Origin of the sequence: Pseudomonas sp. ESBL9 (genome assembly GCF_036668715.1) — a bacterium.
Lineage (GTDB): Bacteria > Pseudomonadota > Gammaproteobacteria > Pseudomonadales > Pseudomonadaceae > Aquipseudomonas > Aquipseudomonas lundensis.
On record NZ_JAZEVV010000001.1, the window covers coordinates 773,899 to 794,162 of the forward strand.

Below are 20,264 nucleotides of genomic sequence, written 5' to 3' on the forward strand. Positions count from 1 at the left end.
GGGCCGCAATCGCGTGCATGGCACGTGTTGTGTATGCAAAACGTGCGTGCCGGGGCGCCCGAGTCAGGGCCTTGTCAGACCTTCGATAGCGAGTCATACATCCTTTAAATGAACACTCCCAACGTTACACCCTCTGCCAATTGGCAACCGGTCATCGCACTGGCGCTGGCCGCATTTGTGTTCAACACCACGGAATTCGTGCCTGTGGGGCTGTTGAGCGCCATTGGCGCCAGTTTTGACATGACCACGGCCAGTGTCGGGCTGATGCTGACGATCTACGCCTGGATTGTCTCGTTGACGTCACTGCCGATCATGCTGCTGACACGCAACGTCGAGCGCCGCAAGTTGCTGTTGATCCTGTTTGCCATGTTCATCGCCAGTCACGTGCTGTCCAGTGTGGCGTCCAACTTTGGCATTCTGTTGCTCAGCCGGATCGGGGTAGCCTTGTCCCATGCGCTGTTCTGGTCGATCACGGCCTCGCTGGCGGTACGCCTGGCGCCAGAAGGCAAGCAAGTGCAGGCGCTGGGGTTGTTGGCCACGGGAACGTCGCTGGCCATGGTCTTGGGGATTCCCCTTGGTCGGTTGCTGGGCGAGGCGATGGGCTGGCGCACGACCTTTCTGGTGATTGCCGGTCTGGCGGTGGCGCTGGTGTTTTGGCTGGCCCGCAGTCTGCCATTGCTGCCCAGCCAGAACTCCGGTTCGCTGCGCAGTTTGCCAGTGTTGTTCAAACGTCCGGCGTTGGTGGCGGTGTACATCCTGACCGCGCTGGTGGTCACGGCGCAATTCACTGCGTACAGCTACATCGAGCCGTTTATTCAGACCGTGGCCGGGCTGAGTGGCAATGTGGTGACCCTCATCCTGCTGTTGTTCGGGGGTGCCGGGATCATCGGTTCGCTGCTGTTCAGCGTGCTGCATCGCCACAGCCCGCAGCGCTTCCTGATCGTGGCGGTGTCGGTGCTGGCGGTGTGCCTGGCACTGCTGTTGCCGCTGAGCGGCAACGAGGCGTATTTGGCAACCCTCAGCCTGTTTTGGGGCATGGCCATCATGTGTTTCGGCCTGGCCTTGCAGTCACGGGTGCTGTCGCTGGCGCCGGACGCCACGGACGTGGCCATGGCCATGTTCTCCGGCATCTACAACATCGGCATCGGCGGTGGCGCACTGTTGGGTAGCTGGGTGGGCGTGCACGCGGGCTTTTCTTACATCGGCGTCACGGGCGGCGGATTGGCAGGCGTGGCCTTGCTCATTTATTGCGTGAGCATGTACCGCATCAGCCGTTCGCCCGAGCATACCCCGCCAGCCGAGTAACCGTGCGAGCCGCAGAAGCCCCTGTATCGGGGCTTCACGCCTGACGCTCGCCAACCATGGGCGTGGGGGAGCGGCGCGGTTCGGCCCGGCCGGGCTCCGCACGCCGGGGCCGGGCGGGCAAAACCGCAGCTTGCAGCTGGGCCGCCGCCGGGTGTTCAAAATACAGGTGCGGCGTCACTTCGCGGTCTTCCACTAACGTGCCTTCTGCCAGCACCACCACGCGTTGGCAGAAATGCTTGATCAGGCTCAAGTCATGGGTAATCAGCAAAAAGCCGGTGCCCGATTCGCGGCGGATGTCCGCCAGCAGTTCCAGGATTTGCACCTGTAAGACGCGGTCGAGATTGGACAGGGCTTCGTCAAGGATGATCAGTTTGGGCGCCACTGACAGCGCCCGGGCAATCCCGGCGCGCTGCAACTGGCCACCACTGAGTTGCGCGGGGATTTTGTCGCTGTCACAAGGCAGCAGTTTGACCTGAAGCAGCAACTGTTCTACCCGTGCCTTGCACGCCGCTTCACCCATGCCCGCCAAATGCCGCAATGGCTCGGCAATGCTCCAGCCGATGCTGCGCTGCGGGTTGAAGGCACTGAGGGCGTCCTGAAACACCATTTGCACCTGTTGCAGAAACGCTTTGCCGGGGCCGGTGAGCGGCGCTGAACGGAATGTGACAGTGCCCTGGTCAGGGCTTTCCAGCCCCATGAGCAGGCGGGCGAGGGTGCTTTTGCCGCTGCCACTGCTGCCCAACAAACCGAGGTTCTGCCCTTCAATCAACTCAAGGTTCAGCCCGCGTAACACGTCGACCCGATGCCGTTTGCTGAACAGGCCGCCCGCGGTATAGCCGTGGCTGACGTCGCGTATCTGGAGAAAACTCATGGCGCGTAGGCCTCCTGGGTTAAGGTGCGGTGCGCGGCCAGCAACGTCTGCGCTTCAGGGCTGTGGGGGGACTCGAACAAGCGGTGCACATCGACCTGTTCGACGATTCGTCCGTGAGCCATGACGCTGACCTGATCGCAGCTGCGCGCCACCACGCCCATGTCGTGGGTGACCAGCAACACGCCGAGGTTGCGATCGACTACCAGCCGCTCCAGCAGGTCGAGAAAACGTGCCTGCGCCACCACGTCCAGATCGCTGGTGGGCTCGTCGGCCAGCAAGAAACGGCTGTCGGCCAGCAGCGCCAGGGCAATCATCATGCGTTGCAACATGCCGCCGCTGAGCTGAAAGGCAAACGAATCGAGCACACGATCCGCGTCTTCGAGCCCCACTTCGCGCACGGTGTCGAGGATCAGGCGGTGCGCTTCGCTGCCGCGTATATGGCGGGTGTCGAGGGTCTCCAGAGCATGGTGGCGTAATGAACGCACCGGGTTGAACGCACTGCGCGGGTTCTGCACCACCAGCGCCACGTCCCGCCCGCGCAGTCGGGCCGGTTCTACGCGGTGGCCGTCCAGGTGCAATATGCCCGCGCTGCGCTGCACGCCGGGTGGCAGCAGGTCGAGGATACCGGCACAGGTCAGCGACTTGCCCGAGCCGCTGCCTCCTACCAGCCCATGAATACTGCCTGCGCTGAGGGTCAGGTCGATCCCGTCCACCAGCGTGCGCTGCTGATGACGGAGGGTCAGCCCTTGCAGTGTCAATGTGTCCTTCATTCCTTGATCTCCGCCAGCACGCCGGGGTCGAGGCGATCGCGCAAGGCATCGCCCAACAGGTTGAACGCCATCACCGCGAGAAAAATCATCAGCCCCGGCCACAGCAGCAGTTGTGGGTGAGTCCAGATGAACTCCTTGGAATCATTGATCATGACGCCCCATTCAGGGGTCGGCGGGCTCACCCCCAGGCCAAGGAAGGACAATCCGGACACGTGCAGCATCATGTGCCCGATGTCCATTGAGGCCAGTACCAGCAATTGCCCGACCACGTTGGGCATGATGTGCTGGCGCAAGCGGGTCAGGCGCGAGGCACCGGCCAGCCGCGAGGCCAGGACGTAGTCGCGATTGCGCTGAGCGATCACCATGCCGCGCACCATTCGCGCATACCACGCCCAGTGCGACAGGGCGATAGCAATGATGACGTTGGTCAGCCCGGTGCCAAGTACAGCGATCAGAAAGAACGCCAGCACCAGTGTCGGAAAGGTCAGGAACATGTCGCACAGGCGCATGAGGAACATGTCCAGCTTGCCGCCGATCACCCCCGCAATGCCACCGATCACCACCCCTAGAATCAACACCAGCCCGAGGGTCAGCACCACGCTGCCCAACGACAGCCGGGTGCCGACGATCAAGCGCGACAACACATCGCGACCCAGATGATCGGTGCCCAGCCAGTGAGCCGAGCTGGCAGGCAGCAGGCGGTCGTCGAGGTTGACCAGCGTCGGGTCGTAAGGCGACAGCCAGGGACCGAGCAGCGCCATGAGCAACAGCAGCGCGACCAGTGCCAGCCCCACGTGCAGCCCGCGCCGGGGGCGGGGCAGGGTTGTTGCCGCTATCGCCGTCATGCCATCACCCCCGCTAAGCGTGTGCGCGGGTCGAGCCACGCATAACAGATATCCACCACCAGATTGCACAGCACCAACAACGTGGTCAGCAGCAAGGTGAAGCACTGCATCACCGGGAAGTCGCGGTTAAGCAAGGCGCTCACGGCGAAGCGGCCGACGCCGGGCCAGGCAAAGATCGTTTCAATCACCAGTGCGCCACCCAGCAGTTCGCCGATGTGCATACCGGTGGCGGTGACCAGCGGCATCCACGCGTTGCGCAGTATGTGATCGCGCCACACCCGGCGCTCATTCAGGCCGCGGGCACGGGCATAAAACACATGGCGGTGTTGCCGCACGTCCAGCAGGCTGGCGCGCAACAGACGGGCGTTGATTGACATCGACATCAGCGCAATCGCCAGTACCGGCATGACAAGGTGCGCCGGGCCGCCGCGGCCCATGGGCGGTAGCCAGCCGAGCCACAGCGAGAGCAGGGCAATCAGCAAGAATGCCAGCCAGAAATTGGGCATCGACACGCCGATAAAGGTCACGAAGCGCACCACGTGATCGGGCCATTTGCCCTGCCAGCGGGCGGCGGCCAGACCCAAAGGGATGCTCAGCGCCAGTGTGACCAGCAGCGCCAGAGCGCCCAATTGCAGAGTGGCGGGCAGGTAGTAGAGCACGTCATCCAGCACCGGGCGGCCGGTGATATACGACACGCCGAAGTCCAGATGCAGCGCGTTCCATACCCAGCTCAGGTATTGCTCAGGCAACGGGCGATCCAGCCCGAGCGCCTGCCGCGCTTCGGCCAGTGCGCTATCCGTGGGCGGGATTTGTGACAGGCGCAGGTAGTCCAGCGCCGGATCGCCGTTGCCCATGTGCAAGAGGAGGAACACAATCAGCGACACCCCCAGCAGCACCGGAACCAGCAAGATCAGACGTAACGCGATATATCGCAACATGGCTCAAGGCTTCCCGCTGGCTGGACGCATGACATCGAACGGCACATCAAACAGCGTGCTGCCAAACTGCACATTGTCGACCGTGGGGCGGCTCACACTGATGGCCGTGAGGTAGGAAATCGGCAAATACACCGCCTGCTCGTGGAGCGTGGTGAGGATGTCGCGATAACCTTCGGCACGTTGTTTTTCGCGGGTCTCACCCAGTACCTGAGCAATTTTTCGGTCGATGGCGTCTTTCATCGGCAAGCCGCGCTGGGCCATGTAATCGGCATGGCCGGCATAGCGCATCGAACTGACAAACGAATGCGGGTCATACGGCGCGCCCCAGGTGTCGGCGAAGATCATGCCGAAGCGGCCTTCACGTTGCCGCTGCACCAATGCGCCGTCTTCTTCGGCGCGTAATTGCACCTGCATCCCGACCTTGGCCAGTTCACCCTGAATGATCTCGGCCAGGCTTTTTTGCAACGCGCTGGTGCCCAGAAATACCAACTCCACGCTCAGCGGCTGGCCGGCTTTTTCCCGGATGGTTTTGCCTGGCGGTAGCGTCCAGCCTGCGGTTTGCAAACGCTCGCGGGCTTGTTGCCGGTCGAAACCCAGCGCTTTAAGGCCCAGGTCGGTGTACGGCAGGTTGTTGGAAAACAGCGCATCGGCACGCGGTTCAAGCCCGTACAGCACCTTGGCGATCAGGGTGTCCTTGTCCACGGCCTGGTTGATCGCCTGGCGCACGGCCAACTCGTTGGTCGGCACGCGCGCGGTGTTCATCGCGACCAGCCGGGTTGCCAAAGGCGCCGAGAGCGCTGTCTTGAACCCGGCGTCTCGCAAACGCACGAAGGTGCCGGACGAAATCTCGCCATCGGCGCCTTGGATCAGGTCGATGACACCGGTTTGCAGGGCGATGCCGCGGCTGTCGGGGTCAGAAATGACGTTCACCAACACCGAGCCGTACGCAGGTTTATCACCCCAATACTGGTCATTACGGGCAAACCGGTCGTATTCGCCGCGTCGGGTCTCGACCAGTTTCCACGGGCCGGTGCCCACAGGAGCCCCTTTTTGGGCGTTGGGCGCACCAAAACGAAGCGGACGCACCTGGGCCAGTTCCATCAAGGTCGGGTAATAAGGGTGCTTGAGGACCAGCACCAACGTGCGCGCGTCCGGGGCCTCGACGCGATCAAGGGTGCTCACCAGTTCCATCCACTGATGGCGTTTGGCGTTGGCCAGCACTGCGTCGACGTTGGCTTTGGCGGCCGCGGCAGTGAACGGGCTGCCATCACTGAAGGTCACGCCTTCGCGCAGGGTAAAGGTGTACGTCTTGCCGTCGGCAGACACCGTCCAGTGCGTGGCAAGCCACGGTTCCAGCTGCCCCGACCGGGTGTAACGCACCAGCGGCTCATAGACCATGGCCTGAGCGTACATCTGATTGGGCGAGTACCCTCGTGGGTCAAGCGGCCCTGCATTGGTGGGCCAGGAGTAAGTCAGCGTCGGCGCATCGTCCGCAGCGTAGCTGGGTGCGATGCTGCTTGAGAGGCAGCATCCGAGTAGCCACAGGCCAAGCTTCTTTTTCATCGACGGCTGCTTCAAACTGGCGCTCCCTCTAATGATGGCATTTTGGATTTCATGCAATGGGTATGAAGTCTATGTGAAAAGTTCATAAACGCGAGGCAAGATCCATGCAAAGAGTCACCATCTCCCTGGACGACGCCTTGTTGGCGGTCATTGATGAGCGCGTCACCACCCATGGTTATCAAGGGCGATCGGAGGCGATTAGGGATTTATTGCGCGCCGGACTGCTGGAGCCGGAGGCGGCAAACCCCGACGACACCTGCGTGGCGACCCTGAGTTACGTGTACGACCATGGCACCCGCGAGCTGTCCAAACGATTGAACAGTGCCTTTCACGAACATCACGACCTGACCTTGTCGACCCTGCACGTGCACCTCGATCAGGGCAAATGCATGGAAGTGTCGGTACTCAAGGGCTCGATCAAACACGTCACCGCACTGACGCGCCAGGTGATGGCCGAGCGCGGTGTGCGGCATGGCGCTGCACAGATCATCCCGTTGCCCACGGACGAAGGCGGGCATTCGCATTAAAACTTCGGGTTGATTGGAGGTAGGTACACCTCTACAAGGTCGGAGATACCTGAGCTCGTCCAAAAACCTGCGTTTCACAGGCAAGTGGCGGTGCACTTAAAAATAAACAACCGAGGTAGACCATGAGTCAGCAGGAGGGTTTCGTGTCCGACTGCGCTTGCGCTCCCATTCCGTGGGAAGCGTAAGGGTATAGACAAATACCATCACAAGGGATAGCCAGCCCATAACGTCGTTATCGGTGTGGCCTATGAAAGGCAGTGTGCTGTAGTTCACAAAAAATACGTGAATAGCGCCGCAGAGCAAGTTGTAAAGACCGACTGCAAAGAGTTTTAAGGGAGAAAAACGACGCCCTGAAAATGCTTGAGACGCCCGATAAGATGGCCAGTAGAGAAGCACTGTTATCAGTACAAATAAAAGATAAAAGACAGTGTCATTCATGAGGAGGGTGACACGCTTCATATATGTTTTTGGCTGTTACAGTGTCCATCAGCCTGTCGAAGAAAAAACCTCCTCGTGTGGCTGTTTTATAACCTCTCACTTTCCGATATTGAGCATGTTGTGGGTGTAAGACAGCACCATGATTTCGTCGATATGTGCAGTCTGACATTTATTGCCAATTGATTGTTGGGTAGAACACCCCGCAGCTATCAGGCCTTGAATATTCCCTGTCATCCTCATGTCACCATGGTTAGCCATCTCTGCCCCTCTTGTCAGGTGTAGTCAATACCGTAGTTCAAGTGATTTCAGGCTGGCTGTAGGGTTTTCTGAAAAATTTAAAAATGGAACATCTGCAGCGCTGTGGCTTTCAAACAGGTCTATTGACAGGCGCACGGTCTTTTGTGGACTGAGCTTAAAGGGATGGGAGCGCCTGCTCTGTAAACCGCGGCGGCCATGAGCGCCAAAGCGGGGGTGGTCTAAAGTATCGCGATCGCACACTGAAATTTGACAAGGAATAACGCATGTTTCATGGGGTTACGGCACTGATCGCGTTGTATGTCATCGCACGTTTCATCGGGCCAATGCGGGTCAGCACGCCAAGCAAATGCGTGTTGGGCGTGTTGCTGTTACTGGTGGCCGAGCATCATCTGATCACCCGAATCAGGTTTGGCAGCATGGCGTCGCCTGAGATACCCGGCGAGGTGCTGATGGCATTGGGTTGGGCCTTTGGCAGCCTGATCGTGCTGGCGCTGCTGCTCTTGGTGCGCGACGGGATTGGCCTGTTGATGTGGCTGGTGTCACGTGCGCAGGGGCGCGCGCTGTGGCGCAATCGACGCCTGAATGCCGCGTTGGGCATCGTTAGCGTCGGCTTGGCACTGCTGGGCGTGTGGCAAGCGATCCGCGTGCCGGATGTGAAAACGATGGACATCACCCTGGCGCATCTGCCCCCGGAAATGGATGGCTTGCGCCTGGTGCAATTGACCGACCTGCACGCCAGCCGACTGTTGCAAGCGCCCTGGATGCAGGCAGTGGTCGATAAAACCAATGCCTTGCAACCGGATGTGACCCTGATCACCGGCGACCTGGTGGACGGCACCCCGTATGCCCGCGCCGATGATGTGAAACCGCTGCAACAGTTGCATGCCCGCTATGGGGTGTTCGCCATCCCGGGCAACCACGAGTATTACGTCGACTATGTGCACTGGTTGCCGGTGTTCGAGCAGTTGGGGGTGCAGATGTTGCTCAACCGTCACGTGCTGGTGAGCCATAACGGTCGCCAACTGGTGCTTGCCGGTATCACTGACAAGGCGGCTTCACCGCTGCGCCTGCCGCTGCCCGACGTGGCTGGGGCGTTGCGCGATGCTCCCGAGCAGGCGCCGGTGATACTGCTGAGCCATCGCCCGATTGGTGCCGTGGCCAACGCCCGGCAGGGCGTTGACCTGCAACTGTCGGGTCACACCCATGGGGGGCAAATCTGGGGACCGCACCTGCTGGCGCAATGGGCCAATCAGGGGTTTGTCTCGGGGCTTTATGACGTGGAAGGCATGCAGCTTTATGTCAGTAATGGCACCGGGTTGTGGAACGGCTTCCCGATTCGCCTGGGTCGCCCGGCCGAAATCACGCTGATTACCTTGCGTTCGCCTCACGTCAAGCGTTGATCCACCCCAGCGTGAAGGCGGTTAACAGTGCATAGCGCGCCCCTTTGGCCAGCGTCACAATCAGCACAAAGCGCCACAACGGTTCGCGCATCACCCCGGCGATCAGCGTCAAGGGATCGCCAATGACCGGCACCCAGCTCAACAACAGCGACCAGTGCCCATAGCGCAAGTAAAACCGCTGCGCTCGCTCCAGTTTGGCCGCGCTCACAGGAAACCAGCGTTTGTCACGAAAGCGCTCGACCGAGCGCCCCAACAGCCAATTCAAGACCGAGCCCAATACATTGCCAGCGGTGGCCACGAGCAACAGCAACGTCACACTGTACGGGGCAGACAGCAGCATCCCCACCAGCACCGCTTCAGATTGCAGGGGCAATAACGATGCCGCGCCCAATGCGGCGAGGAACAGCCCGATGTAACTGGTGATTTCAAACACGTGAGCGTGGCTCTGGACGCTATGCACGGGATAGCGGAGGGCGGCTTTTTAGCATCAATCGCCACGCGGTGCCTACAAAAAAGGCGCTGCCTGCGCAGCGCCCCGGTCTCGCCACACTCAGCGAAACTCGAACAGTTCCACGTGCAGGTTCTGCGCAGGCACACCGTGTTCGCGCATCAGTTCACGCACCCGTTGCAGCAGCCCCTTAGGTCCGCAGAAGCTGATGTGCACAGACTCAGGTGCGGTATGGGTCAACAGCTGACGCAAGTGATCTGCCAATTGCGCAGTCCCGCCGCTATTGGCCATGAACTGCACACCCCGTTGTTCGGCCACGCCCTGCAATTGCTCGGCCGGCGGGAAGGCACGGGCGGGGTTGAAGCAGTAGATCAGGGTCGCTTTGTCGAACCGCTCGCCCAAGGGGTCTTGCAGCCAGGCGATAAAAGGCGAAATGCCGACCCCAGCGCCAATCCAGATCTCTTTTGCCGCGCCGCTCGGGCGTTTGAAGTGGCCGTAGGGCGCGTAGATGTCGGCCACCATGCCGACCTTGACGCGCTCACGCAGTGTTTTGGTGTAGTCCCCCAAGGCCCGGATCACAAATTCAAGCTGTCCGTTTTCGCGGTGGGCGCAGGCAATGGTGAACGGGTGGGGCTCACGCAGGCCCTTTTCCTTGAAGGACAAAAACGCAAACTGACCGGCCTTGAAGTCAAAGCCTTTGCCTATCGGAGCGAAGGTCAGGTGCAACGCCGCTTTCTCGCTGCTCACCTCGATGACCCGGTATTCACCGGCACGGGCGACAAAGGGGTAGAGCAGTAGTTTGTAGAGCGCCGCCACCACGCCAAGGGCGCAGAGTACGCTGAGCCAGATGCCTGCCGGGCTGAACAGGGTAATGGGGGATTTGAAGCTCAGCCAGTGCAGGATGACAATCAGAAACAGCGGGCCGGACAACTTGTGCCACCAGCGCCAAACGCTGTAGGGGATGTTGCGGTTCAGGGCGAGCAGCACAATCATGCCCAGTGCCACGTAGCTCAACTGGCGCACCATGCGTGTCCAGTATTTGGACAACTCCATGATGGGCACGCTGTTCCACACATCGAGGTTGGCCTTGAACACCAAGTGGTAGGAGGCGAACACCAGCGCCCAGATCCCCAGCCATTTGTGGGTGTCATAGACGCGGTCGAGGCCGCCGAACAGGCGTTCAACGACTCGCCAGCGGCTGGCTAACAGGCAGGAAACAGCCATGTAGGCCAGCGCCGTGGTGCCGAGAATCAAGCTCAGGGTGGCGGAAGTGAGCCAGGTGTCAGCGGGGATTTCAAGCAGCAGTGTCAGTGTTGTAATCAGCAAGATACCGACGAGGCAGTGCCAGTTCTTCACGGGTTTACTCCATTCATCAATCCGTTGAGGGTGAGACTGAAGACCGGCCCTCCTTGGGGTTTCAGGGGGGCCGGAGTTTATCGGGAATCGCGAAAACACCCTGTGATCCCGGTCAGGTCGCCAGCGATTACTCGATATACAACCGGTGCATCACATAGCGCAGCGAGGCTGGCAGGGTCTGGCCGTGGCTCATGCCGGTGAACGGGTGATAGTCCACACTCAGCCCTGCAACGCCCTGCATATCCGTGGTCAACTGCTGCATCAGCCGGTCCGGCGGGCCAACGACCGGCCCTCGCGGATTGCCGGGTTCATCCGTGCCGCGCATCAACAGCAACCGGGTTTTAGGGTCCGTTTTGCGGGTTTTCAAGTCGTTCAGTTGTTTGGCCACGATGCCGTCCCCCCACCAGAGTGAAGGGCTGGCCGCCGCATAGTCAGCAAACTCGCCAGGGCGGGTGCGCAGGGCGTGCAACACCAGCAAGCCGCCGTAGGAGTGGCCCCATAAGGCTTGTTGTTCACGGTTGATCAGCGCCTTGGCAGCCACCGCAGGCAGTAGACGATCACGTAACAGATCGAGGAATACATCGGCACCGCCACTGGGCTGTCCGGTCAGCGGGTCGGTCTGGTCTGTGAGCCCTGGGCGCGGCGGTGTGTAGTCATAGGTACGGGCGGTGCGCTCGATGCGCAACGGCGTGTCGTAACCCACGGCCACCAGCAGTGGCGCTTTGCCATGAGCCAATTGGCTCAGCAGTTCGGCATCCAGCGCACCGACCGCAGCGTTACCGTCGAGCATCCACAGCACCGGGAAACCGCCCTTGGGCGCCGGTCTCACAGGGCGACCGATCCACAACTGGTAATGCCGCTGACCGTCCGCCGAGTCGATCAGCAAGCGACTGAAGCGATATGCCAGGTCCGTGCGTTGCAGCAGTCGGGTGTCCATGGGCTGGTCAGGCGCTGGCCGTGCGTGCGCCGCGTACCCCGGCAAGACGAGGGCAAGCAGCAGCACCAGAGGGCGTATGAGGTGTTTCATCGTGCTGTCTCGTCAGGGTCAGAACGAAGCGGTCAGGCTGGTGTAGAGCGTGCGCCCCGGCTCGTTGTAGGTGGCTGCGCCTGCGCCTTCGATGTTGTTGACGCCCTGGGCGTTGCCTTCGCGGTACAGGCGCTTGTCAAACAGGTTCTCCACGCCCGCGGTCACACTCAGGTTGCGCGTAATCGCGTAGGTGCCACTTAAACCGGCGATGGCGTAGGGCGAGAGCTGGTTGTTGGCGGTGCCGGTGAGGCGGTCGCCGTGATAATCATATTTTTTCGGCGTTTGTTTGCCGTACCAGGCCACGCTCAGTTGCAGCGACAGGTCCTCAGTGGTTTGCCAGTCCAGCATCGAATTCAAGGTGTAGCGGGGGGTGACGGACAGGTAGTCACCGGTCTGTTTGTTCTTCGATTGCAGCATGTAGGTGAAGTTATTGGTCCACGTCAGTTGTTCGGCCAGTGGCAGCGTCAGCGTGCCTTCGAGGCCTTCGACCAGTGCCTTGGGCACGTTTTCCCACTGGTAGATGGCGGCATTGGCGTACGAACCGGTGCCGCCTGTGGCCTGGCCAATAGGGCTCAGGCCTGACTCGATCTTGTTTTTGTAGTCATTGCGAAAATACGTCAGCCCCGCGACCACACCGTTGTCGGTGTACTCGATGCCCAGTTCCTTGTTGACGCTGGTTTCGGCCTTGAGGTCGGCGTTGCCCTGCAAGTAGCAACTGGTGCTTTGGCCGTAGCAACCCTGGCCACGGCTGTACAGCAAGTAATCGGGATTGAGCTGGTACAGGTTCGGTGCTTTGTAGGCGCGGGCGATACCGGCCTTGAGCGTCAGGGTGTCGGTCAGCGCGTGGGACAGGTTCAGCGACGGGCTCCAGTTGTCCCCCACGACGTTATGGTGATCCAGCCGCAGCCCAGGGGTGAGCATGGTGCCGGGGAACAGCTCGATATTGTCTTCGGCAAACAGCGAGAAAATCCGCGCCGACGACGCGGTACTGCGGTTGCTGCTGCTCAGGCCGCCCACCGAACCGCCTTCATTGGTGGTTTGAGTCGTGGCACTCGGGTCATCGAGCTTTTGTTCGGTCCACTCCGTGCCCAGGGTCAGGGTCTGGTCCAGCCCGGCCTGCAACGGCAGGTTGACCTCGGCGTGAGCCGTCAGGTCACGCAGCACCGCAGTGTAGAAATGGGTGTCGCTGAAAATCCCTTCAGTCCCCCCGGCCAGCCCTTCATTGAGGCGCGAGTTTCGGGTTTTTTCGTACTGGATGAACGCCATGCTGCTGCCAAAATCCCACTCGCCGCGATGGGTCAAGGCATAGGTTTCGCGGTAGGTGCGATTGGTCTCATGACCGAGCATCTTCTTCACCGTGGCGTTGCTGTTGGTGTTCTGCGTATCGCCGGTGTAGAGGTTGCCCTGGCGGCTGAAGCCCGCTTCGACATCGAGGGTCTGCTCGGGGGTCATGCGCCAACTCAACAGACCGTTGACGTCTTTGTTGCGCACGCCTTCGCGGCCTGCGGGCAACGTGCCGACCTGATTGCCAGTACGCACAGATTCGTGGCCGGCGTTGATGTCCCAGTCATCCGGATCGGTCTTGGCGATGTTGCCGTACACGCGGTAACTGAGGTTCTCGGTCAGCGGGCCATTGAGGCCGAAGTTCATGCGCTTTGTGGCGCCTTCATCCTTGTGTTGGGGGAAGCTGCTGTACACCGTCACATCACCATGGGTTTGGGCCCCGGCTTGTTTGGTGATGATATTCACCACGCCACCGGCAGCGCCGTTGCCATACCGGGCCGCCGCCGGGCCGCGCAACACCTCGATGCGTTCCACTTGATCGGCAGGCACCCAGTTAGTATCGCCACGACTGTCCCGCTCACCACGCCAGCCATAGCGAACGGAATTGCGGCTGTTGACTGGCTTGCCGTCCACCAGAATCAGCGTGTTCTCCGGGCCCATGCCGCGAATGTCGATCTGCCGGTTATTGCCGCGCTGGCCGCTGGTTGAATTCCCCGTGAGGTTGACGCCGGGCATCGTGCGGATGATCTGCGACAGGTCGTTGGCCGGGGGCCGCTTCTTGATGTCTTCAGCCGTGATCACTGACACGCCGGGGGCCTGCCTGGTTTCTTCCTGCGCTGTGGCCACCACATGGGTATTGCCCAGCTCCAGCGCGGGCGCGGAGGTGACTTCATCCTCATTGGCAGCCTGCACCGCGGCGCTCAACAACCAGCAACCGGACAACACAAAAGGGGCGATAGGGCGCAACACACGTAACGACATCAGCGATCTCCGAGACGGCCTGATACAAGAAGATCACGAATGATAATGACTGCTAATTGATAGTAAAGCGCATTAACTTTCTAAACACTTGCGCGCCATGGGGGCAGGCTGCTGCTCTTGCACCCTGCGTACCATCCGATGTCCGAGGCATTTGACTGATGAGTCCACTCTGACAACGGGTCACTCATTCAGCGCAGCCGGCAGCAACAGGTGCATGCACAAACCGGGATGGCCATTGGTGGCCCACAACCGGCCTTGTTGCAGTTCGATGGCCCGCTGGGCAATGGCCAGCCCCAGCCCGAACCCTTCGCCTATGCTGCCGGGCAGGCGCTGATAGGGCACGAACAGGGTGTCGAGGTCTTCAGGGGCCACGCCGGGGCCTTCGTCTTTCAGGCACAAATGCCACGCATCGCCTTCACGCCAACCGCTCAGCGTCACCGTGCCTTGCAACGGTGAATAGCGAATGGCGTTGCGCAGCAGGTTTTCCAGCGCTTGGGCCAAGCTGTCGAGGTTAACGTTGACGCAACAGTCAGTGCCCAGCAGGCAGGGCAGGCGTTCAGCGGGCCACTGGCTTTCAAAACAGGCGTCTTCGCGCAGGGCTTCCCACACCGACAGCACCAACACGGGTTCTCGGGCCAGCTGCGGGCGTTCGGTGTCGAGCCAGGCGAGGTTGAGGGTGTCTTCGAGCAACCGCTGCATGTCGTCGATTTCGCGGTCCAGCCGTTGGCGCAATTGCAGGGGCGGCAGTTGGCTGTCATGGGCGATGCGCAAGCGTGCCAGCGGGGTACGCAGTTCGTGCGACAAGGTGCGCAGCAACAAGCGTTGCTGGTTGAGGCTGTTGCGCAAGCGGCTGGCCATGTGTTCAAAGGCGTGTGCCAATTCGCCCAGTTCGTCGCGGCGGTGGATCAGGGGCAGCGGCGCTTCGCTGTCCAGGTCGTCGGCGCGCAATGCGTCGGCGCGATCACGCAGTCGATTGAGTGGCACCACTAAATGTCGATACAGCACCAGGCCAAGCAGGGCCGCGAGCAGGGTCGGCATGACGCCGTGGCTGAAGACGTGGGTCCAGGCGGTCAAGCCGTTGGGCAACAGACGCTCGGGCAATTGAAGCACCAGTTGCCCCTGTTCCGGATGGTCCGGGAACGGGATGCTCACGTAAGGCAACTCGTCCATCAGGCGTCGACTCATGGGCCAGTCGAGTTTGCGCATGAACGTCAGTTGCTGGTAATGCGCGGGCGTGATGGGCGTGCGGCCGAGGCTTTCGAGCTGCGGACCGAGCACCGCGACCCACGTCTGTTCACGGGCGGACAAGCGTTCGGTGAAGCGTTCGAGTCCCTCGCTGCCGTGCTCGCGCCAAGTGTCCTGCGCCTGCCGGGCATACGCCTGCAAATACGCGCGCTCTTGGGGCGACAGGAAATACGTGCTGCGTTCGGCCGACAGACCCCAGATCCAGATGAACCAGGTCAACAACAGGCAAAAGCTGACTTGTAACAGCGCCAACTTCCACAGCAGCGGGTGACGACGCATCAGGCGGGGTCCGACTCGACCAGAATGTAGCCCTGGCTGCGCACCGATTGTATCTGCACATGGTGCACGCCAATGGCCGCCAGTTTGCGCCGCAGGTTGCACACATGAACATCCAGACCGCGGTCCAGTCGCGTGTAGATGCGGTGCAATACGTGCTGGTACAAAAAGGCTTTGCTCAAAGCCTGCCCGCCCTGTTCGCGCAAGGTCACCAGCAGGCGGAACTCCGACCCCGTGAGCCCGGCCCGGAGACCGTCGTGCAGTACATCTTGCGCGGCGTCATCGTAGGTCAGGGCACTGTGGCGAGTCGGCACGGGCGCTTGCGCCAGCATGGACATGCGCCGCAGCAGGGCGTCGGTGCGTGCATCAAGCTCTGCCAGGCTGAAAGGCTTGGGCAGGTAATCATCGGCCCCCCGGGTAAACCCGCTGATGCGGTCTTGCTCGTTGCCCAGCGCCGACATCAGCATCACCGGCACCGTTTGTTGCAGGCGCAGGGCTTCGAGCAGGCTCAGGCCATCCATGCCGGGCAACAAGATGTCCAGCAGCACCAGATCAAATGATTGAGCGCACAGGGCCTCAAGCCCTTGGGTGCCATCGACACAGGTGGTGACGGTAAATCCTCGTTGCACCAAGTGCCGTTCAAGGTCGTGGCGTAAGCGGAAATCGTCTTCGACAAGCAACAGGTGAGGGGAGGTTCGCATAAGGCACTGATTGAGAACGTTTAACATTCGCGACTATCCCACCAACGGGGATGCTGTGCAATTGCTATCTGGTTCGAGCGCCTGCGACACGGCACCGCGTTACAGCGGATCTGGCCAAGTACAGGTCGGATTCGCGCAAAAACAACGCGGCGGCTTCTGTTCGAATGATCCTCAACGACCCGCCCGCTGGCGGCTTCTGATCATCGACGCAGACACAGGTAAATGCCATGCACATGCCCAAGACCCTTCAGATCAAGAACGGCGAAAAAGTCACACCGACTTTCTCCGCTCAGGAGTATGCCAACCGTCAGGTCAAGCTGCGGGCCTACATGGCTAGCCACGGCATCGATGCGGCGGTGTTTACCTCGTACCACAACATCAATTACTACAGCGACTTTCTGTATTGCGCTTTCGGCCGTCATTATGGGCTGGTGGTAACCCAGGACAAGGTGGTGACCATCAGCGCCAACATTGACGGTGGCCAGCCATGGCGGCGTACCGTGGGCACCGAAAACATCGTGTACACCGATTGGCAGCGCGACAACTTCTTCGTTGCGATCCAGCAGGCGCTGCCACGGGCGGCGCGCGTCGGCATCGAGTTCGATCACCTCAATGTGCTTAGCCGCGACAAGCTGGCGAGCCGCTACCCGGACGCCGAACTGGTGGACATTGCCGCGCCCTGCATGCGGATGCGCATGATCAAGTCGGCCGAAGAACACGCGATCATCCGTCAGGGCGCACGCATTGCCGACATCGGTGGCGCCGCGGTGGTCGAAGCGCTACGCGATCAGGTACCGGAGTACGAAGTGGCGTTGCACGCGACCCAGGCCATGGTGCGCGAAATCGCCCGCACGTTCCCGGACGCCGAGCTGATGGACACCTGGACCTGGTTCCAGTCCGGCCTCAACACCGACGGCGCACACAACCCGGTCACTGCTCGCAAGGTCAATCGGGGCGACATCCTGAGCCTCAATTGCTTTCCGATGATTGCCGGGTATTACACGGCGCTGGAGCGCACGTTGTTGCTCCTGGGCACTGCGGGCCCGATCACACAGCAGCAACTCTGCGGCGTGGGCGGCAATCTCACGGCCGCCGGGTTCGCGGGCGATCAATTGCAGGGTCATGTCCATCGACGCGACACCCCCCGAGCAGGTGTAGCGGTCGCGATCCAGTTCGAACAATTGATGGGAGATGATGATCCCCGGGAAGTGGTCCTTGAGGGTTTCAATGTCTTCCCAATGAATGGTGCAGCGAAACCCCTTGAGCAACCCCGCGCGGGCCAGCCAGTAACTGCCCGTGCAAATGCCGCCCAACGCCACCCGCTCATGCGCCAGTTTGCGCAGCCAGTTGAGCAGCGGGCGGCTGCTGAGGTGCGAGACGATCGGGTTGGCGCCCACCACCAGCAGGATGTCCAGCTTGGGGGCGTCTTGCATGGCGCAGTCCGGCAGAATGCGCATGCCATTGCTGGCGGTCACCGGCTCCAGACTGGGGCCAATGATGAGGGTTCGAAACATCTCCCGGCGCGCGGCCATGTTGGCCATGCGCAGGGTTTCGATCGTGGACGCAAAACCAATGGTGGTGAAGTTTGGTATCACCAGTAAACCCACGGTTTTGACGGGCGCATGACTGACCGCCGGAGCTGCTGCAGACCTTGCCATCTGGCGTTTCCTCTTCACGATCCAGGACGCGTCTAGCGTCGGGGTTAACGCGCGCCGGGCAGCACATTGGCCAGGGTCGGGGGCCAGATGACGCTGCAAGCAGGGCGCAGTGACCAGCAACGAAGCAATGCTCATGCCAGGGCGCCTGCATGATCCGGGTCAAGGGCGCCAGGGGCAAAAGCGGTTACAAGATCAGTGTGAGGAGTTCATAACAAAAAACGAGCACGGCCCGCGCCGAGGGGACCACCCCAGGCCGGTGCCTTAAAGGAATATCGCCATGACTTTCAAGTTTGCGCGTCTGGCCACTGTCGGCCTGACGTTTCTTTACGCCTGTCACACCTGGGCCAGCGAGCCGGAAACGGCAACTGATCCTGGTCAGCAACCCGACGCCGATGTGGTGCAGCGCGGCCTGTACGTGGCGCAGCTCGGTGACTGTATTGCCTGCCACACCGCCAAGGGCGGGGCCGTCATGGCTGGCGGGCTGGAATTGAACACGCCTATGGGCACGATCTATTCCAGCAACATCACGCCGGACCCCGAGACCGGAATCGGTCAGTACAGCTTTGAACAGTTCGACAAAGTGATGCGTGAAGGCGTGACCCCGGCAGGCGAGAATCTCTACCCGGCCATGCCGTACCCGTCCTACGCCAAGATGACTGATGACGACATGCGCGCGCTGTACGCGTACCTGATGCAGGGCGTGACACCGGTCAAGCACGTGAATCTGGAGGCTGAAATGAGCTTCCCGTTCAACCAGCGCTGGGGCCTGACGCTGTGGAACTGGATGTTCGTCGACAGCCAACCATTCACGCCTGACTCGTCCAGAAGCGAGGTTCTCAATCGCGGTGCCTACCTGGTGCAAGGGTTGGGGCATTGCGGTTCGTGTCACACGCCGCGCGGGCTGGCCTTTCAGGAAAAAGCCCTCAGCGATGCGGGCAGCAGTGGCAAGCATTACCTGGCGGGAGAGACGGTTGAAGCGTGGCGAGCCTTGAGCTTGCGTAATCTGTGGACCGTGGAAGACACCGTTCAACTGCTCAAGACCGGGCAAAACCGTTTTGCCACGGTGTCGGGCAACATGGCCGACGTGATCCACCACAGCACCCAGCATTTCACCGATGCGGACCTGACAGCGATCGCCAGTTACTTCAAGTCGTTGCCCGCCGGCAAGGATGATCTGCCCATGCCGGCCGTGGCCATCGAGCCCGCCAAAGCACCCGATACGTTGTTCACCACCCGTGGCGGCCTCGGTTACACGCAGTTTTGCGCGGACTGCCATCGCCCGGACGGCGGCGGGGTCAAAGGCATGTTCCCGCCCCTCAACGGCAACCCCGGCATCACCGCCGCCAACCCGACCACCTTGTTGCACATCACCCTGACCGGCTGGCAAACCGCAGAGACCGCAACGCATCCAAGGGTCTGGACCATGCCCGGTTTTGCCCGGCTGGCCGATGATGAAATCGCCGAGATCCTGAGTTTTGTTCGCAGCAGCTGGGGCAACGACGCACTGCCGATCAATCCGGCGCAAGTGGCCAGCCTGCGCAAGCAGCTGAACCCTGACACCACGGACTCCTCGGCCTTCGTCACGCCGCGTCTGGCCAATCTGCTGAAGGCCTCGAATGCCGATCAGGTGGTGCGCGGCATGCGCCTGCACCTGCAAACCAAAGCCTTGCTGCCGGACAACGTGGGCAATGCGCTGAACTGCACCAGCTGCCATTTGAACGCGGGCACGGTGGCAGACGGCTCACCGTTTATTGGCGTTTCAGCGTTCTTCCCCAGTTATGCGCCCCGGGCGGGGAAACAGATCACCCTTGAAGACCGCATCAATGGCTGTTTCCGTCGCTCCATGGACGGCAAGCCGCTGCCCGTGGCATCGCCCGACATGCAGGCGATGGTGGCGTACTTTGACTGGATGAAAATGAACACGGTGCCCGGCGATAAAGTGGCAGGGCGAGGGGTGGGCAAGGTGGATCCGGCCATCAAGCCTGATTCAGCCAACGGCCAGGCGGTCTACGCCCAACAATGCGCGGTGTGCCACGGCGATCAGGGGCAAGGTTTGAAACACGCTGACGGTCACTTCATCTTCCCGCCGTTGTGGGGCGAAGAATCGTTCAACATCGGCGCAGGCATGGCGCGCACGTACACCGCCGCGGCGTTCGTCAAACGCAACATGCCGATCGGGTTCCATGAGCGCTTCCCGTTGGGGCAAGGCGGGTTGTCGGATCAAGATGCGGTGGATGTGGCTGAGTACTTCTCGCACCAGCCGCGGCCGGATTTTCCGGACAAGGTCAAAGATTGGCCGAACGGTGGCAAGCCGGCGGATGCGCGGTATTAAACCCTTAGACCCCTCTCCCGAAAGGAGTGGGGCCTCTGCGT

General features: G+C 61.1%; 15 protein-coding genes and 3 pseudogenes. 5 read left to right on the plus strand and 13 right to left on the minus strand.

Annotation, left to right across the window (positions count from 1 at the left end; all coding sequences use genetic code 11):
* Window positions 1-108: 108 nt before the first annotated feature.
* A complete protein-coding gene (locus tag V6F78_RS03385; RefSeq protein ID WP_095008280.1) occupies window positions 109-1,305 on the plus strand; it encodes a sugar transporter in 1,197 nt (398 codons plus the stop codon).
* A 34-nt stretch (window positions 1,306-1,339) separates the two neighbouring features.
* On the opposite strand, the gene V6F78_RS03390 is transcribed toward V6F78_RS03385, so the two are convergent.
* The 5 genes from V6F78_RS03390 to nikA are packed head-to-tail and all read right to left on the minus strand — an operon-like array spanning window position 1,340 to window position 6,307.
* Complete coding sequence (locus V6F78_RS03390) at window positions 1,340-2,176, minus strand: ATP-binding cassette domain-containing protein (RefSeq protein ID WP_169839684.1); 837 nt, start codon at window positions 2,174-2,176, stop codon at window positions 1,340-1,342.
* Complete coding sequence (locus V6F78_RS03395) at window positions 2,173-2,946, minus strand: ATP-binding cassette domain-containing protein (RefSeq protein ID WP_094990947.1); 774 nt, start codon at window positions 2,944-2,946, stop codon at window positions 2,173-2,175. Before V6F78_RS03395 ends, V6F78_RS03390 begins: the two co-directional genes overlap by 4 nt.
* The gene (nikC, locus tag V6F78_RS03400; RefSeq protein ID WP_047274713.1) at window positions 2,943-3,791 is read right to left on the minus strand and encodes a nickel ABC transporter permease subunit NikC; all 849 of its coding nucleotides are present in this window, start codon (window positions 3,789-3,791) and stop codon (window positions 2,943-2,945) included. Before nikC ends, V6F78_RS03395 begins: the two co-directional genes overlap by 4 nt.
* The gene (gene nikB, locus V6F78_RS03405) at window positions 3,788-4,729 is read right to left on the minus strand and encodes a nickel ABC transporter permease subunit NikB (protein ID WP_332726628.1); all 942 of its coding nucleotides are present in this window, start codon (window positions 4,727-4,729) and stop codon (window positions 3,788-3,790) included. Before nikB ends, nikC begins: the two co-directional genes overlap by 4 nt.
* 3 nt (window positions 4,730-4,732) lie before the next feature.
* A complete protein-coding gene (gene nikA / locus V6F78_RS03410) occupies window positions 4,733-6,307 on the minus strand; it encodes a nickel ABC transporter substrate-binding protein (protein ID WP_047293771.1) in 1,575 nt (524 codons plus the stop codon).
* An 89-nt stretch (window positions 6,308-6,396) separates the two neighbouring features.
* On the opposite strand from nikA, the gene nikR reads away from it, so the two are divergent.
* Window positions 6,397-6,819 (plus strand): nickel-responsive transcriptional regulator NikR, encoded by a 423-nt coding sequence (nikR, locus tag V6F78_RS03415; RefSeq protein WP_047274710.1) that lies wholly within the window; start codon window positions 6,397-6,399, stop codon window positions 6,817-6,819.
* 540 nt (window positions 6,820-7,359) lie between these two features.
* On the opposite strand, the pseudogene V6F78_RS03420 reads toward nikR, so the two are convergent.
* Window positions 7,360-7,515: pseudogene (locus tag V6F78_RS03420) on the minus strand (type VI secretion system tube protein Hcp); the annotation flags it as partial.
* Between the two features lie 263 nt (window positions 7,516-7,778).
* On the opposite strand from V6F78_RS03420, the gene V6F78_RS03425 reads away from it, so the two are divergent.
* On the plus strand, window positions 7,779-8,915 hold the full coding sequence (locus V6F78_RS03425) for a metallophosphoesterase (protein ID WP_047282436.1): 1,137 nt from the start codon (window positions 7,779-7,781) through the stop codon (window positions 8,913-8,915).
* Here the strand turns inward: V6F78_RS03425 and V6F78_RS03430 are convergent.
* The 6 genes from V6F78_RS03430 to V6F78_RS03455 form a co-directional block, all read right to left on the minus strand.
* On the minus strand, window positions 8,905-9,348 hold the full coding sequence (locus V6F78_RS03430) for a YqaA family protein (protein ID WP_047293766.1): 444 nt from the start codon (window positions 9,346-9,348) through the stop codon (window positions 8,905-8,907). The genes V6F78_RS03425 and V6F78_RS03430 overlap by 11 nt on opposite strands.
* A 117-nt stretch (window positions 9,349-9,465) precedes the next feature.
* Window positions 9,466-10,719, minus strand: coding sequence for a ferredoxin reductase family protein (locus V6F78_RS03435; RefSeq protein ID WP_169858539.1), 1,254 nt, complete (start codon window positions 10,717-10,719; stop codon window positions 9,466-9,468).
* Window positions 10,720-10,846: 127 nt separating this feature from the next.
* Window positions 10,847-11,746, minus strand: coding sequence for an alpha/beta hydrolase (locus tag V6F78_RS03440; RefSeq protein ID WP_094990942.1), 900 nt, complete (start codon window positions 11,744-11,746; stop codon window positions 10,847-10,849).
* 18 nt (window positions 11,747-11,764) lie between these two features.
* Entirely contained in the window at window positions 11,765-14,011 is a 2,247-nt protein-coding gene (locus V6F78_RS03445) for a TonB-dependent siderophore receptor (RefSeq protein WP_332726629.1), read from the minus strand.
* Window positions 14,012-14,191: 180 nt separating this feature from the next.
* Window positions 14,192-15,535 carry a HAMP domain-containing sensor histidine kinase gene (locus V6F78_RS03450; RefSeq protein WP_047293759.1) on the minus strand — a complete coding sequence of 448 codons (1,344 nt, stop codon included), beginning with the start codon at window positions 15,533-15,535 and terminating at the stop codon, window positions 14,192-14,194.
* On the minus strand, window positions 15,535-16,233 hold the full coding sequence (locus tag V6F78_RS03455) for a response regulator transcription factor (protein WP_047293757.1): 699 nt from the start codon (window positions 16,231-16,233) through the stop codon (window positions 15,535-15,537). Before V6F78_RS03455 ends, V6F78_RS03450 begins: the two co-directional genes overlap by 1 nt.
* A 227-nt stretch (window positions 16,234-16,460) precedes the next feature.
* Here V6F78_RS03455 and V6F78_RS03460 point away from each other — a divergent pair.
* Window positions 16,461-17,284 (plus strand): annotated as a pseudogene (locus V6F78_RS03460) (aminopeptidase P family protein); the annotation flags it as partial.
* Between the two features lie 112 nt (window positions 17,285-17,396).
* Here V6F78_RS03460 and V6F78_RS03465 read toward each other — a convergent pair.
* A pseudogene (locus V6F78_RS03465) lies at window positions 17,397-18,026 on the minus strand (AraC family transcriptional regulator); the annotation flags it as partial.
* Window positions 18,027-18,168: 142 nt separating this feature from the next.
* On the opposite strand from V6F78_RS03465, the gene V6F78_RS03470 reads away from it, so the two are divergent.
* Complete coding sequence (locus V6F78_RS03470; RefSeq protein WP_332726630.1) at window positions 18,169-20,223, plus strand: c-type cytochrome; 2,055 nt, start codon at window positions 18,169-18,171, stop codon at window positions 20,221-20,223.
* The last annotated feature ends 41 nt before the right edge of the window (window positions 20,224-20,264 follow it).